The organism is Rheinheimera sp. KL1 (assembly GCF_001275035.1).
Taxonomy (GTDB): Bacteria; Pseudomonadota; Gammaproteobacteria; order Enterobacterales; family Alteromonadaceae; genus Pararheinheimera; species Pararheinheimera tangshanensis.
In genome coordinates this window covers 54,044-70,225 of record NZ_LAMX01000021.1, presented here as the reverse complement: position 1 = coordinate 70,225, position 16,182 = coordinate 54,044, and the positions used below count along the sequence as shown (strand labels likewise).

Annotated in this window: 13 protein-coding genes; 5 read left to right on the top strand and 8 right to left on the bottom strand. The window is 42.9% G+C overall.

Annotated elements, in window-relative coordinates; genetic code table 11:
• Positions 1-190: 190 nt before the first annotated feature.
• Both WH43_RS11980 and WH43_RS11975 read left to right on the top strand, forming a co-directional pair.
• Entirely contained in the window at positions 191-1,006 is an 816-nt protein-coding gene (locus WH43_RS11980) for an alpha/beta fold hydrolase (RefSeq protein ID WP_053424839.1), read from the top strand.
• Entirely contained in the window at positions 1,003-2,496 is a 1,494-nt protein-coding gene (locus tag WH43_RS11975) for a sensor histidine kinase (protein WP_053424838.1), read from the top strand. The genes WH43_RS11980 and WH43_RS11975 overlap by 4 nt, the downstream gene beginning before the upstream one ends.
• A gap of 27 nt (positions 2,497-2,523) precedes the next feature.
• Here the strand turns inward: WH43_RS11975 and WH43_RS11970 are convergent, their stop codons facing one another.
• The gene (locus WH43_RS11970; RefSeq protein WP_053424837.1) at positions 2,524-4,971 is read right to left on the bottom strand and encodes a response regulator; all 2,448 of its coding nucleotides are present in this window, start codon (positions 4,969-4,971) and stop codon (positions 2,524-2,526) included.
• A 227-nt stretch (positions 4,972-5,198) separates the two neighbouring features.
• Here WH43_RS11970 and WH43_RS11965 point away from each other — a divergent pair, with 227 nt between their 5' ends.
• From WH43_RS11965 to WH43_RS11955, 3 genes are all read left to right on the top strand, one after another.
• Positions 5,199-6,008 (top strand): putative bifunctional diguanylate cyclase/phosphodiesterase, encoded by an 810-nt coding sequence (locus tag WH43_RS11965; RefSeq protein WP_082335766.1) that lies wholly within the window; start codon positions 5,199-5,201, stop codon positions 6,006-6,008.
• Between the two features lie 166 nt (positions 6,009-6,174).
• Complete coding sequence (locus tag WH43_RS11960) at positions 6,175-6,564, top strand: Hpt domain-containing protein (RefSeq protein ID WP_053424836.1); 390 nt, start codon at positions 6,175-6,177, stop codon at positions 6,562-6,564.
• The gene (locus tag WH43_RS11955; protein ID WP_053424835.1) at positions 6,557-7,954 is read left to right on the top strand and encodes a sigma-54-dependent transcriptional regulator; all 1,398 of its coding nucleotides are present in this window, start codon (positions 6,557-6,559) and stop codon (positions 7,952-7,954) included. Before WH43_RS11960 ends, WH43_RS11955 begins: the two co-directional genes overlap by 8 nt.
• A gap of 110 nt (positions 7,955-8,064) precedes the next feature.
• Here WH43_RS11955 and WH43_RS11950 read toward each other — a convergent pair whose 3' ends face one another.
• The 7 genes from WH43_RS11950 to WH43_RS11920 form a co-directional block, all read right to left on the bottom strand.
• Positions 8,065-8,988, bottom strand: coding sequence for a spore coat protein U domain-containing protein (locus WH43_RS11950; protein WP_053424834.1), 924 nt, complete (start codon positions 8,986-8,988; stop codon positions 8,065-8,067).
• Position 8,989: 1 nt separating this feature from the next.
• Positions 8,990-11,272 (bottom strand): fimbria/pilus outer membrane usher protein, encoded by a 2,283-nt coding sequence (locus WH43_RS11945; RefSeq protein ID WP_053424833.1) that lies wholly within the window; start codon positions 11,270-11,272, stop codon positions 8,990-8,992.
• Between the two features lie 2 nt (positions 11,273-11,274).
• Positions 11,275-12,009: a fimbrial biogenesis chaperone gene (locus tag WH43_RS11940; protein ID WP_053424832.1), complete on the bottom strand. Its 735-nt coding sequence runs from the start codon at positions 12,007-12,009 to the stop codon at positions 11,275-11,277.
• An 11-nt stretch (positions 12,010-12,020) separates the two neighbouring features.
• A complete protein-coding gene (locus WH43_RS11935; protein ID WP_053424831.1) occupies positions 12,021-12,530 on the bottom strand; it encodes a Csu type fimbrial protein in 510 nt (169 codons plus the stop codon).
• A gap of 65 nt (positions 12,531-12,595) precedes the next feature.
• Positions 12,596-13,132, bottom strand: a complete 537-nt coding sequence (locus WH43_RS11930) for a Csu type fimbrial protein (protein WP_053424830.1) — start codon at positions 13,130-13,132, stop codon at positions 12,596-12,598.
• A 671-nt stretch (positions 13,133-13,803) separates the two neighbouring features.
• On the bottom strand, positions 13,804-14,631 hold the full coding sequence (locus tag WH43_RS11925) for a class I SAM-dependent methyltransferase (protein ID WP_053424829.1): 828 nt from the start codon (positions 14,629-14,631) through the stop codon (positions 13,804-13,806).
• Positions 14,632-14,827: 196 nt separating this feature from the next.
• Positions 14,828-16,147: an alpha/beta hydrolase family protein gene (locus WH43_RS11920; protein ID WP_082335773.1), complete on the bottom strand. Its 1,320-nt coding sequence runs from the start codon at positions 16,145-16,147 to the stop codon at positions 14,828-14,830.
• Between the last annotated feature and the right edge of the window lie 35 nt (positions 16,148-16,182).

The window sequence follows — 16,182 nt, the reverse complement described above, 5'->3', positions numbered from 1 at the left end:
AATGACATCGACCACTTCAACCCATATTTATGTGATGAAGTCTTAGCCTAAAATCAAAAAAAACGATATATTTGATAATAGCTTAATCAATTAAGCCAAATAGTGAGAGAAAAGATTGCCTCAGTTCATTAAACTGACACGTCAGCTTAGATTGCACAGAGCCATATTTCAGTGAAATCCGGAGTTTTGTATGACCATTTTGCGCCGTAATAACGTTCAGATCATCGGAGATATGAACAAGCCTGTACTCATCTACGCACACGGATTTGGCTGCAGTCAAACGATGTGGGAAGCAATTACCCCCGCTTTTAGGGAAAACACCTGCCAGATTGTATTTGATTTTGTGGGTAGCGGTCAGTCAGAAATTAATAACTATAGTTTTAAACGCTACTCAACTCTCGATGGTTATGCTCAGGACCTGCTCGAAATATGCGATGCGTTAAAACTTGAACGTGATGTCATTTTCATTGGGCATTCTGTCAGTTGTAGCATAGGAATTCTGGCAGCGAACGCAAAACCAGGGCTCTTTCATAAAATGATTCTGCTTGGGCCATCTCCTTGTTTTATGAATATGCCACCGGATTATCATGGGGGTTTTGACAAAGCAGATCTTGACGGTCTGCTTGAATTGATGGACCAGAATTACTTAGGCTGGGCGAGTTATTTGGGCCCTATAGTGGCTGGCGCGGAAAACGATCCAAAAGTATCAGGCCAGCTCTCCGATAGTTTTTGTTCCACCGATCCGGTGATCACCCGGCACTTCGCACAAGCAACTTTTTTTGCGGACAATAGAGCGGATTTTGCCAAACTAACTGTCCCGAGTCTTATTTTGCAGCATCAGCACGACCTGCTTGCTCCTCTGGAAGTTGGTCGCTATGTCCAGCAACAGATTAAAGATAGTCGCTTACAAGTCTTGGATGTATCTGGTCACGCTGCTCATATGAGTCATCCGCATTTAGTGATTGATGCTATCAATCAGTACCTCGAGACGGAGTTAAACTCTTGAGTGGGTCAACTGAGCTGGATGCTTTGCCATGTTCTGTTGTGGTGACAGACCTGCATGGAGCGATTTTATTTATTAACCAATATGCGTTAGCTACTTTTTCTATTTCAGATCAGACTCACCATCTTCAAATTGAGCAACTTTTTCCACCTGCAGCCAACATCTTTCTGCAAACACATTTATGGCCTTTGTTACGAAAAAACGGAGCTGTGAGCGAGCTCTATCTGAAAATTAAGCGAGAGCCGCTCGCACCTTTGCCAGTGTTACTTAACGTTCAAGAGGGTACTTTTGAGCAACAATGCTGTTATCGCTGGGTTATTCTTCCGGCGGAGCAAAGGGCAAGCTTTGAACAAGAGTTAATCCATGCCAGACAGCAGATGCAGCTCCTTATAAAAGAAACTGAAGCTAACAAATATATGCTTCAAACCGTGCTTGATGGCGCCCAGGACGTTGCTATTTTAGCTATATCAAAACATGGCGACATTTGTTTTGCCAATTCTGGAGCTGAGATCTTATTTGCACAACCGGTTTCAGATTTAGTGAATAAATCAGTGTTGAATTTTTTTAGTCAGGATCTGGCTTCTGACCAGAGCATTCATGAAGTACTTCGCACTGACTCTGATTCTTCACAATCCACTTTATTGCCCGCGACATTCGAAACTCAGTTGCTCAGAGATACTGGCGAAAACATTGATGTTCAGCTGCAAATCAGACAACTTAATTCATCCCTGGTCTTGGGTAACATGCAGTTTATTTTGCTAATCAGCGATATCAGCAAGCGAAAGAACTATGAAAAACTGCAGAACGACTTTATTGCGACAATCAGTCATGAACTGAGGACACCACTGACTTCTATTCTGGGGAGTCTGCATTTATTAAGCTCAGGTAAGTTGGGTGAGATTCCTGAAAAAGCGAAAAAACTGATAGGCATAACGGTCAACAACGCGAACAGGCTAAAAAGCCTGGTCACTGAGGTATTGGACTTTTCAAAACTAAAAACAAACAAGCTGTCAGTTAACATGCAATCTTTATTATTACAGCCCTTACTTGAAGAGGCGATTGCAGAAAATCAACTTTATCTGCCAGACAAACGGATCTCCCTGAAGTTGAGTATCCCGAAACAGCCAATTAAGGTCTTGGTCGACCAACTGCGTTTTATGCAAGTCATCTCAAATTTGTTATCTAACGCCATTAAGTTTTCTTCACCCAATACTCTAGTCAGGGTGGATGTAAAACGTGAAGATAAAGTCGTTATCATATCCATAGAGGATCAGGGCCCAGGTATTAAAACAGAATTTTTACCTTATTTATTCACTCAATTCAGTCAACAAGACGGTGCAACAAATCGAGCTTTTGAAGGCTCAGGACTAGGATTGGCGATCAGCAAGGGGCTGGTCGAATCAATGCAAGGAAATATCGGCTATCGAGCCGGAAAGAATAGTGGAGCTGTGTTTTGGTTTAGCCTACTTACTGAGTCCGAGAACGCAGCTTAACGGCTTTTCTAAACATTTGCAGTGCTTCTAACGCTGGGTTTCACTGGCACGAGAGTAACCTTTTCGTTTAAATTCGGTCTCCGTCTCTTGGCGTGCATTATCTATGAACATACAATACTGCTTTAGCAACGTGAGCTGTTGTCGCTGGCATGCCTCTTCAATGCACTTTGCCAAATAAGACAGTCTTGTCGCTCCAAATGCATAAGCGCTGCTTTTCATCGCATGCGCTAAAATTTCAATCTGTTCATAGTTCTGATCGCGAAGAAAGACTTGAACTTGGGAAATTTGCTTTTCTATGCCAGATAAAAATATGTCCAATAGGCTCTGAAACTTTTCTACAGGTAAATCATGCTGCAAACGTCTTAAAATACTCTCTTCAAGAAGTACTCCCATTATCTGCGAAGTATTTTCTGAGTTGAAACTACTGTCATCTGCAGAAGGTTTGGCTAGCCAGTGCATTACCCGCTTAATTAACATTGATTTACCTATTGGTTTTGTTAAAAAATCTTGCATGCCAGCAGTGATGCATCGTTGATTCTCGTTTTCTTGGACATGGGCAGTTAACGCTATAATGGGAGTTCCGATAGCAAGTTGCTCGTTGCGGATAATCTGTGTTGCTTGTATGCCATCCATAACGGGCATTCGCATATCCATTAGGATGAGATCAAAGTGTGCATTCCGTAAAATATTTACTGCATCTTCTCCATTTGCAGCTTCAGTGACTCGAATACCTTCTAAACCCAGGAAAGTGCTGATTGTTAAACGGTTTACTTCACTATCGTCAACCAAAAGGATTTGGAAGGCCCGGTTATGTTGAGGTGGTGATAACATAAGTAGAGGTTTAGTGGCTCGCTCTAAAACAAAGGCTTGTTTTCGCTGTGAACGCGCAGCCCGCAGCGCAGCAATGATATCCTGACGGCGGTAAGGCTGACTTATAAAAGCAAAATGGCGTGGGCATGCAGCAAGAGCCGATGTCAAATCATCTCCGGCGCTGATTATACAAAGTCGCTGCTCTTCAGCGCTAAGTTGTAATGGGTCAAAAGGCAACTCAGCACTATTGGGTTGCGTATCCACAATCACAATTGCATGGTCTGGCAGGTGCTGAAATTCGTGCTTCGTGATTATATGTTGCTGCGCTACCCCTAAGTTCGCCAATTGCTGCATAAAGCAACTCAGCCATCGCGGGTTATTTGAATACAGGAAAATCGATAATTGCTGTAGCTGCTTAAACTGTCGTTTTGGCCTATCCCCTGTAATTGGCAGAGCCAATCTAAAGGTTGTTCCAACATCTTTGGTACTTTGCACAGTCAATTCTCCACCCAACTGCTGTGCCAATAAACGACTTATCATGAGTCCTACGCCCGTACCTGAGGAAGAGCCATCTTGATGGAAACGAGTGAACTCCTGAAATAGCGCTTTGATCTGTTCCGCTGTTAAGCCTTTACCTGTATCTGTGACCTCACAGCACCACCAGGTTTTTGTCTCGTTGTGAAGAGTCTCTTGCAGACTCCAACTCTGAACAGTCACTCCACCAACTTCAGTATACTTACAAGCATTACTCAGCAAGTTACTCAAAATTTGCCGCAACATAGTGATATCTGTATTGATTGCGCGAGGCACATCGGACTCAATTAAGTATACTTCTAAGCCTTTTTCGGACAAGCTTTGTCTGTAAATATCCAGATGCTCTTCAAGTATTGCTTTAGGACGACACCATGACAAGTGTACCTCGCGTTTACCTGCCTCAATCTGTCCAAGATCAAGGATGTCATTGACCATGTTGAGTAGTCTATCTCCAGCCTGCTGAGCAGTAGAGACGTATTTCAGCTGCAGATCACTTAATGCGGTGTGCTGTAAACACTCAATCAAACTGAGTATTGCATGTAATGGTGTGCGGATTTCATGACTGACAGAGGTTAAAAACCTTGATTTTGCTCTGTTTGCCTCTTCTGCTTGTTTTAACGTGTCAACAATTTTCTTTCTGCTATTTTCGCGCTCGGAAATATCGTTTATTACCGCAACAAAAATAGTGCCATTGGCACTTTCAACTGGCGTAATTTCCATCTCTATTGGAAACTCGTCATGATCAGCATTTAACGCACTGACTTCAATACGTTTTCTCAGAACTGGACCACTACCTGACTCCTGATAGCGCTTCATACCAGCATAATGCATCTGCCGGTACCGCTCAGGGATAATAATTTCAGCCATAGCTAAGCCTAATACATGTTGACGCTTGAGCTTAAACAACCGCTCTGCGCTGGGATTGAACTCTATAATCCTGTCATGTGTATTGATCGCCACAATAGCTGAAAGATTCGATTGCAGTAGAGCATGTTCAATTGCAGTTACCGTATCTGAAACGTCGTTATGAGAACCAGCAACCAGAGTTAAAGATGTACGCTTTTTTAACCAAATACCCCAAGCAAAAAAACACATAACAATAGAAAACAAAAGAAACAGCCAGATCATCATGATATTTCCTAACGCTAATAAGCTTTATTACAAGGATAGTCACCAAATGACATGCAGGGATGAGTAAGTTACAAAAGCTTAGCAAAAAAGATTATCATTGGACGTAATCTCTTAAGATAAGCCCTACATTGCTCATTGTAAAAATAATGCAAAGTAAAAAGTTGGCTCGTTAAATGCTCCAGCTTGGACTACGGATAATTTCATAGCCCATTTAGGAGCCTGTTATCATGTCAACACAGCAAATCGTATTTTGTCCTGATAGGGAAACCTCCGATTGGGATAGCATTAGTAAAATCATAAACCAAGCACTACAAAACAAACATTTCAGTATGGTCTATCAACCCTTGATATCTGTGAACACAGGTAAAGTTGTTGGCTTTGAGTCTCTGGTTCGTTGCCAGTCACCCGAATTTGGCGTGATTCCACCGGATAGGTTTATACCCTGTGCCGAACATACAGGGCAAATACTAGAACTAGGTAACTGGATTATCCATCAAGCGCTATTGGATATGAAATGTATACTAAACCACGGTCTTGGTGATATTTGCCTATCGTTAAACGTCTCGCCCGTACAATTATTGCACAGCGACATATTTGAACTGATTATGTCACTACTTCATAAATTTGCTATCCCTCCCTCGGCGTTAAAACTAGAACTGACCGAAACTGCGTTAATCAACAATCCACAACAAATTGCCAAGGCTTTTGATGCTTTTAAACATGAAGGAGTAAACATATGGTTGGACGATTTTGGTACTGGTTTTGCGTCACTGAGCTTGCTTCGAAAATTTAATATTGATGGGCTAAAAATCGATCGAAGCTTTGTCGAAGGCATAGCAAATAATGATGATGATTTCACCCTATGTAGTGCCGTTATTGCGATGGCGCAACGATTAGGCTTGCACATTATTGCCGAGGGGGTTCAGACAGAAACTCAACTGCAGATACTAGGCCAACTTGGTTGCGATGTTGTGCAGGGATATCTATTGGGTAAACCAGATACACTAACTAACAGCCTTAAAATGTGGGCATCATAAAACGGGCATTTAATTTGCAATTTGCTATGCAAGGTGCAAACTAAATTATCAAATGACAAACTTTAGCTGGGTTTTTACGCTAATTTATCAGTAATGCATCAAAGATGCCTCAGTCTATTTTGGATTGGGATGAAAAGATAAAAATAACAGTTCAAAGGAAAGCGTTATGACGGATATCGAACTACTCACGATCCCTTTACTCGATGAAGGCACAATTCAGGCGATGAGTGATGATGTAGGCTCAGATATATGTTGGCAATTAACGCATGTATTTATCCGCGAACTTCAACAATTACTCCAAAAAATCAGAATAGCAACTGAACAGCAGCAGACGTTAGATATTATTGATGCTGTACATATTTTAAAAAATTCAGCGGCTTTGTATGGTGCAAGCAGACTAGCATTTATTTCCAATGAGTTGCATGAAGCCCCCTTGTTAACACCCACACAGCGTCTTCAACTCACAGATAATTTGATTAAAATTGGTCACCAAACTTTGCTGCTGTATCAGGACCGTTTCGCAGAGCCGGCGATAAGGAATAACTTGCATGAGTAAATTAAACAAAGACACACTCGTTTATGTAGTCGAAGATAGCCAGTCCAGCGGCGCTTTGTATTGTAAGCAGTTAGAAAAAGCTGGTTTCAATACACAGCACTTTATTGATGGTTATTCTGCCTTAGTTGCAATTAAACACACTATGCCAGATGTTATTGTTCAAGACGTAAAGCTTCCGGATATCAGTGGGTTGGAAGTGTTGAAGTTCGTAAAAAAGCAAAGTATATCTGCACAAGTTGTGATTATAACGTCCAATAGCTCTATTGATATCGCGGTTGAGGCCATGCGCTTGGGAGGCTTTGATTTTATTGAAAAACCCTTTACCGCAGAGCGTTTGGTGACATCAGTAATAAATGCGAATAATCAACTCAAAGAAAACCAGATAAAAGCGCTCAACCACAATGAAATTTCACTGTTACTACAACAGGATGTTATTGGTGAATCTCTGGCAATGCAAACAGTGTTTCGTTTGTTAAACAGTGCATCTCGTAGCAAAGCAAGCGTGTTTATTACGGGTGAAAGTGGGACAGGCAAAGAGGTGTGCGCACAAACTTTACATAATTCAGGAGCTCGGAGCAAGGGACCTTTTATCGCCATAAACTGCGCTGCAATCCCGACAGAACTGTTTGAATCAGAGTTTTTTGGTCATGTTAAAGGTGCATTCAGTGGCGCCCTGACCGAGCGAAAAGGTGCAGTTGAAGTAGCGAATGGCGGTACACTATTTTTAGATGAAATATGTGAGATGGAGTTACCATTACAGGCAAAATTACTGCGCTTCTTACAAACTGGTACCTTTTGCAAGGTCGGTAGCAATGAATTACAACAAAGTGATGTACGTATTGTCTGTGCCACTAACCGTAACCCTGCAGCCGAAGTAGGTGAGGGAAGGTTTAGAGAGGATTTATATTACCGACTAAATGTGATCCCGGTACAGCTGCCACCGTTACGTGAGCGAGGTAATGATGTTTTGTTATTGGCAAAGCACCTGTTACAAAAAAAGGCTGCCGAAAATGGTAAATCGTTCCAACAATATTCGCCAGAAGTTGAGCAATTTTTTTTGAATTATGACTGGCCAGGCAATATCCGCGAGCTACAAAACACTATTGAAAATATTGTTGTGATCCATGATGCCGACATGGTTACATCATCAATGTTGCCTGGCAACTTGGGGCAGAATCAATCTGTTATGCCTACTGTTGCCTTGTCCAAAACCATGAACAAGCAAGATTCCAAGACCCCACCATCACACCATGATATCGTTCCTTTATGGGTGGTTGAAAAAAATACTATTTTATCAGCTATTAGCCTATGTGACGGCAATATACCTTTGGCTGCTGCTTATCTTGGTGTCAGTGCATCAACTATTTATCGTAAAATGAAAGCCTGGTGACAGACTGACTTCGTTACAAGTCTAAACTGTCACACTAGCTTAAATTGTCGAATGTATTGTGACCTCATCAGCACGTTCAGCCAAGCTAGTAAGGTTGTAATAAAAGCCCGTTAAAACTTAACTATAACTCTAACTTGATCCCGATACAGGCCAGGAACCGGGAACCTGTCTTCTTGAATGGTAGACACCAAAAGCTGAACTCCCTGTGCCTGACCACTTCCAAGTCCAGAAATACTTTGGTCAATATCTGGGCCTACGAAGGTACTGCCGTCACTTGTCTTAATTACATAAGGAATAATATTGGTATTTAATGCCATATGACGTAGGCCGTTTGAGAAGTTGTCGCCAGCATCAACATAATATTGATAGCTAAGTTGTTTTGTGCAATTGATATCTAGCGGTAGTATGGCACTGCTCACAGTCCCCAAATACGATAGACTGCCAAGTGATACATCTGTTGTGTGGACACTGCAGCTAGCCGAAACAGTAAGCTGTACATTGACTAGAATGGTTTCACTACCAGTATCACGGCCAATGCAAATACCAAGTAAACCTATACCAGAGCAGTAATCCCAACTCCACAAGATAGCAATAGTATCGGTATAGGTTCCCACCGCTACATTAGCAACAGCAGTATTTAAATATAAAGGAATTGTGCCATCGGCACCAAATAACCCTAATAAATCAATAAGATTAAAGGAGCCAAAGTTTTTTGTACTATTTAGTACGAAGGGGCTAGTTCTGGCTGCATCCGTATACAACACATAAGGGATAGTGTTACCGTTAACGTTTTGCAACTGAAAGTTAGCGGCTACTAAAGTCGCATCAATTCGACTGAAATCAAGTAAGTTAACGAATCCACTGCAACTGAAATTTGAGCTAAAACTTGTTGATAGTGATGATGTTGCAATTTGTGCAGATGGGAAAGTACCTAAACTCTGTGCCGACTTTCCGCCTACGACGCAACCTGCATGAAGTTGAAAACTCGCCAATAGTACACAAAATGTAACTGCAATTAGACATTTAGTAGACATATTAATTCTCCTGAGTACTACAGACAAAAGGGCCCAATACCGGAATATCATCTGGTATAACGTCAAAATTAAATTCGACAACGCAGCTAAACTTCCCATTTTTTAAGGTCACGGTATTCGTTTTTTGCAGTTTTTCCAGATATAACTCGCCATCCCAGCCAACAAAATATGGAACCTCTTCATTATTCAGCATAACAGTTGTGCCTACAGGTAAAGGTTTCCCTTTTATGTCATGCACAATAATAATCGCTGCATGAGTTTGATAAAGTTCAAAATTAACTCTAGCCCCATGGCCAGAGGCTGTCACAACAGTGACACGGTCATTCACAACATTCGTATCAAGAGGGAGTGGTTTGGTGTTAATACTTATATTGACGGGGTTGTAAGAAGCAAGACCAGTGACTAGCAGTAAGCCGTTACTATCTGACTCACCGACTAACTGATTTTCTACGACAACAGGAACATTGGCTAACCCTCCTGTTGAGACGATGGCAAAAGAATCAGCGATGCGGTTTCCTAATAACAGGGTATTGTCAGACCATACTACCGCACCAGAGGCTTGTGCATAGTAACCTTTGCTTTCTCCTATATCATAAACTCCCCCTGAATATTCAGCAGTTCTGCCCTTCCAGCTTCCGCTAGCTGAGTAGTCACTAGCACCGACAACAGTGCTTGCTACCCAACGCAACCCTTGGTTGCTGGCGCGAGCTTGACTAGCCGTGACTAACGTATTTATTTTGCCCGTGGTATCTCTTTGCGCATTCACATTAGCACGGTAACGACTGCCCAGAGGGACAGACAAACTTATACCAAAACTTGTCGCCGATAACTCAGCATCCCAATTTAATGATGCAGATAGCGATGCCGATTCAAAAGATTGGTTGTAAAACACTGAAAGTAAACGACGTTTCTCCCCTTCAAATGGTTCTAGAATGAAATAACCCGTACCCATCGAAATACCATTATTGAATGAGTATGCGGCGTTGGCTTGTATCTCGCGTTTATTTTGTTGCACTTGCTGAGTTGTGCCAATGTCCTGATAAGTTTGTTGTTGTTGTTTGTACTTAAATGCTACCCCCCAATTACGAGTCTGAAAACGATAACCGAATAAACCTAACCAGCCACTATCTTGTTTACTTTCACCATAAGCTGCGGCAAGTGATATGACCCCTAAATTTGCTAAATTAAAGTCTGTTCCACTACCAATATTGTATACACCAGAACCAAACTCTATATGTGTTCCCAATGTTAGAGCATCGGATAAACCATATCTAAAATCTGCAATGCCTACTGTACTGCTGCCATAGTCGAACGAACTAATGCCGAATCCCTGCCTTAACACGCCTAAATTAAGGTCATAATCAAATATACCCTTGCGTAGCAAATCAGGGGCAATATAAAACTCAACTTCTTGACTTACGGCTTGCCCGTTCAGATCAGTTGTAACAATTGTGGCTGTTGCTAAACCTGTAATTGAGGGTTCACTATCTAATACAAAGGGGCCGGGAGCGACCTGTCCAGCAAAAAGTCTTGCATTATTAACAAAGATCTCTACATCGGATGGCAGTACTGCACTACCGGCAAACTCAGGATAGGGATAGCGCACAAATTGTGGATCCAACTCAAAGCGACGTGAAAACTTCACGCCCCCCATTCGAACCTGACGTGCCCAGCTACTAGACCCACTAATCATGTCACCAACACGCAAAAAACGCATGTTTGCCTCATCATTGTATTGCCAAAAACTGTCATAACGCACAAAGCCTTCATTCATGATTCGACTTACATCACTACCGAAATATTTTCGATAATTTGCAGTTGTTTCAACAATGCCAAAGTTACCAAAACCACGCCACTGCTGAAGTACATCTGCTGTTTGAGCTCCACCACTGAAATCACGTACGTAGGTGTCATAATTCAATAATGCGCCATATGACTTGGTTGGCGAGAGTTGATTCTTGGTAAGAGCAACAATACGCTGTGCTGGAAATAACCCTAACTCGGCAGTTAGATATAATCGCTGTGAGTAGATATCATATTCACACTGAATTGAACTCAGTGCGCAATAATCGATACGGCCGCTTAGACCTTCAGCATAATCAGATAAGCTTGTCTCTGAGAAAATATTTTCTTCGCTCCAAAAATGCTGCTGTTCATGTTCAAACTGTACTAACTCTTTAACTTTGACCCCATTTAAAAATACATCTAAAAATAAGGTTTCAGCACTTATGGACGCACTAAAGAATACAGTTGGGAAAAGCGCAAAAAGTTTTAAGTTACGCATACTTACCTCCCGTCAGCGGGGACCTCTAGAGATACACCATTGACTTCAGCGTGTAATTGCGAACCATCGGCTATCGGAATTTCAGCGACTGAAAAAGCAGCCTCACTGCGTGCTAAAACGTAACCCAGTAACCCAGCAAAGACTGCAGTTTCTTTTCCTTCCGTGTTAATAATTCTGACTTTGGATATTCTTGCATGTCCAGCAGCACGGTTGTTGAATACTAATTGCTTGGTCATCACATCAAATTTGTAACTTAAAGACTGTTGCCAAATACTGATTAATTTTTCACTATCATCTGTTCGACTAGTCGATAAGTCAGGCCCGCCAATAAATAGGGGTAAAGAGTATCGAACCTGTAGTATTAAACCCTTCTCTGGTGGTTGCTCTAAATCAGGGATCTCGTCTAAGAAGACCCGATATAGTTGCTCTCGGTCAGGATTACTGGCAGGTCCAACATTAACTACTCTTACAACCTGTTGTTTGCCAGGCAGGATAGTTAAAGATGAAGGACTTAATACGATGTTTCGGGGTTGCTTAATGTCCTCATCCCCCTCCCAAGGTCTGACCCTAGCTTGAATTTTGATCGTTTTCTCGCTGTTATTTTGTAACGTCAATAATGCAGACTTTTCACCGGATGGAATATCAATATTTACCGGAGAGATCTGTAGCTCGGCAGTATTTCCAAGGCTACTAATCAAGATGAGAGAACCAAAGACAAGCATACGCATAGTTTTCATAATGCCGCTCCTTAAAAAATCATCAATACTTCGATCTTATCCCGATATATTCCAGCTGAAGGAGTGTTCGTTTGAGCAGATATAGCTCCATAAATGGGCAACCATTGTTGATGACCAGTGGCAGTACCTGTTACGGCATTGGTGTTATCCCAAACAACACTGCGACCTGCATCTTGGTATAGCTGGTATGGAACGAATTCGTTGGTTGCTGAATTAACGAGCTTTCTGCTAAAGCTATTAGTACCGTTTTGGCCATTGCCCAGCTCAACTCTAAAACTTAAATTCGGAGAGCAACGAAACCCTATAGAACCATTACCAGGGCTTGAGGTAGCTTCTACACCGTTTGACAGTGTAGTGTGCTCACCAAAATTTATCGTGCCAAAAGTATTGCCGCCACTACCGTTATCCAACACACACCCCTGAGATATCTGGATGCTTATTTCGCTTACGTCCTGTACTTGTTCACCATACAAAAAGCTGTGTGACAAACTTAACAGACCGATCAAAATTTTTGCATGCATGACTTTTTCCTCAGGTCGATGAAGAGAGGTACCTGAACAGTGTTTCTGTTCAGGTACCTATAACATCACCATGAAATAGTCATACGCACAGTATCAATATAGTTACCGGCAGCTGGAGTTGCTTGTCCTGCTAAAACACGACCGTAAATAGTTAAGGGCTGAGCAGCTCCGGTACCAGTCAAAGCTCTAGCCTGCGGACCTTGCCCCCAACGCACTGAACGTGCAGCGTCTTGATACAGTTCGTATCGCACAAAATCCAGACCACCTCTGGTCACCCGACGTTGCCCCGCCTGAGCGTTCACTCCATCATCTAGCGAGACTGCATAAGCTAAATTCGTATTGCAAGTCAGTTCTAATCCGCCAGCTCCCCCTGATCTTGTCGATTCAGCATCAACAAACAGCGCTAAATTACTTTGCTCGCCAAAATCAACTGTACCGAACTTATTCACTCCTGCTCCTGCATTTACAACACCGTTTATTGCACAGCCTTGACCTATTTGTAACAACACGTCTACATCGCCACGTAATTCGCTTGCAGAGACCGATGACGCCATTACTGCGGCACTAACCCCGACAATTAAAGCTAATCTGTTAGTTTTCATAATCCACCTCAAAGTTTTTTAAACATGAGTTCAGATAAACTCCAGGTTATCTTTGCAGGCATAATGCCAACTTTTAAAAAAAATAAGTATTTGTTTTATATAGGAATAAAAAGATGAATTTTTCGTGAGGAGGAATTGACCACCATTTTTTGCATTTTGCAAATCACATTTCCGATAATGCAAATACCATGAAAAACATAGGAGGTATTTTGATGAGTCTACATGGAGTGCACAATGCCTTACATGCGAGTTTAAACGGACGCCTTTATTGATAGTGATCACTCTAGGTATTGGGAACGAGGATAGTTATCTCTTTGGGTAGGAAATAAGAAACCTTCACATTTAAGGGGGCAAAATTCAACCTATACTTTAACAGTTTCTTATATCTGCAACCCCAAAATCAACAAAAGTACAGAAGAGCATAGTTCGAGTCAGACCTTGTTTCGAAGGAGGGCTAAGGATAAGCTTCGCTGCCTTCCTTATGCATGGGTTTACAGCGTATCTGAATGGACTATGCCCTTTCTGCTGAAGGCTTACTTCCTGAAAAAACTTTCGCCAGCTCGTTAAATTGCCAACACCATCTCGCACTGCCGCTTTGCGGCGAGTGCAAACTACATCGAGCACAACCTACAAATCATCGACCCCAAGTCACATAAGCAACCACAACCTCCCTACTCCCTTGGCTTTCTAAACTTCAACACCATTTGGTTCACCTCACCAATCGCCTTGTGTTTGGCTTTTTCTTCTTCAGTGCCAGCCATAGTGGGCGGTAAAGACCAGATGCCTGATGGGTGATCGGCGGTGTCTTTTGGGTTCAGTAGCATATCGTTGCTGGCTTCAAAGCTAAATCCGGCTTCTTTGGCCAGTGTTAACCATAACTGCTCTGGCACATAACCGGTTTTTTTCCAGTCTGTATTGAGCATATTGTCTGGCAGGCGTGGCGCTACAACTCCCAAGACTCCACCAGGTTTTAGCGCTTTGTAAAGGTTAGCCAAGGCATGTTTTAACGAGGTTTCGCCATCAAACAGATAGAGCTGATTGCGGATAGACAGCACTACATCCACGCTGCCTGCTGGCGCTATATCGATATCCGCCAAAGGCGCAAAGTCTGTGACTGTGACATTTTTGTAGATGGGGTGCGATGCAAGTTTGGCTTTGAATTCTGCGCGGCCTTTTTGCATATAGTCAGCGCTTAGAAAGGTGAACTTATCGGAATAATGGGCGGCGTAGAGTTTGCCTTTTTCGGCCAGTAGTGGCGCTAAAATTTCGGTATACCAACCAGAACCCGGCCAGACTTCGACTACTGTGCTTTGTGGTGTCACTTCAAAAAATGCCAGTGTTTGTTCTGGCTTACGTGCTGCATCGCGTTTTTTATTTTCTGCAGTACGTGCTTCATGTTGCAAAGCCTTACTAATACTGATACCAGCATCCGCAGTGGCGGCTAAACTGCTTTGACTTAACAGCAGAAACACAGTCAAACCTAATACTTTAGCTAGCATATCCAATTCCTTTTACTTTCTATTTTTGTCAACGAGCTCTGAATAAAAGGTAAAGGTATTTCATTGTTTTTGAAAGCTATTTAACTGCAAAAGCATAACAAAGCTCAGCATTAATCTGTCGGGGCACAGCAGCATAGCCCTGTGCCCCGACAGATTTGAGCGTCCTGTTGTACTGCCGCTTTGCGACCAGTGCAAGCTACTTTTGTAACTGATACTGCCAGGATAAACCTGTGTCATAACGTGCAGGAAAACCTAACCAACCGCTGCTATTTTCAGTTGCTTGAGCTGCGGCAGCGTCCGTGGGAGTTGGAGCTAATTTCAGATACTCACATTGCTTGCTGATGGCTTTAACATGGCAGTCCAGCATCGCCAACGCAAAATGTTTATTGATGTCGTTGATGCTTTGCGCCGACCAACTGGCGTCGTGGTAATGACCAAAATCCAGTTTGTTTTGTCGTGCTATAGCAGGCGCCGGATGAGGGGCAATATTGTGACGGGCGTTGTGATAGGTCAGCATGTATTTACTGTTGCTGTCTTGACGGCCTGTTTGGTTATACAGCCACTGCATACCTTCATAACCTGACACATCATCCTGATCACCAGCAAAATACAGCAGTGGCACTTTGATAGCTGCCAGCGCTTCTGCTGAAAACAACTTATGCTGGCCTCCCCAGGGCGCTATGGCGATAGCCGCTTTCCAGGCCGGGTCTACTTTTAACTCTGCCGCTGTTTTCGGGTATTGCCCACCCGCGCAACTATTCAGCAATTGCTTTAATGCTGCATTGGTCGCCTGATCTTTACTGCCAGTAAAAGCCTGCACACTTTGCTCGGTAAAGTTAAAGCAGCCCCCGACTGTATTGATAGCGCCATAACCGCCCATGGAATAACCAATCACGGCGGCTGCATCAGTGTTGATCACGCCTTCTAACGCCTTTGGATGCTCGCGAAAGTAAGACAATACAAACTGCTGATCACGGGAGCGATGGTACAAAGTATCCGGAAAACCAGCATAAGGCGCCTTGATAGCATCCACTTCGGCATTGGTCGATTGCGGGTGATCAATAGCGGCCACCACATAACCGTGCGACGCTAAATGTTCAGCCAAGTAAAACATCAAAGTTCTGTAGCCCACATAACCATGGGACAGCACTACCAGCGGGTAGTTTTGTCCAGTTTTGGCTTTGGCATCACGCAGTGCATTAGCCTGAATCCTAAAAGGTTGATGGCTTTTGGTCACATTGTCATAAGTCGCTGGCTGCGCTAAAGCACCAGTTGGCAGAGTTTTTTCTGCCGGATACCAGAGCTCCAGCAGTAGTTCACGGTCTTGTTTTTGTTGGGTCAGCAGGTTTAATTGCGCCGGGTTGGTAATGCGTAAACTAGTCACGCCTACTTGCTGTTTGCCTGTCGCAGCCAGTTGCGGTTGCATTTCAGCTGGTTGTGGCTGATACAACTGCTCTGCGGCTGTTGGCATTGCTGCAGCCTTGGCATCAGCAGAAAATAAACTGCACCCAGCCATAACTGCAGCTGAAGTTAAAAAACATAGTGAGAAGA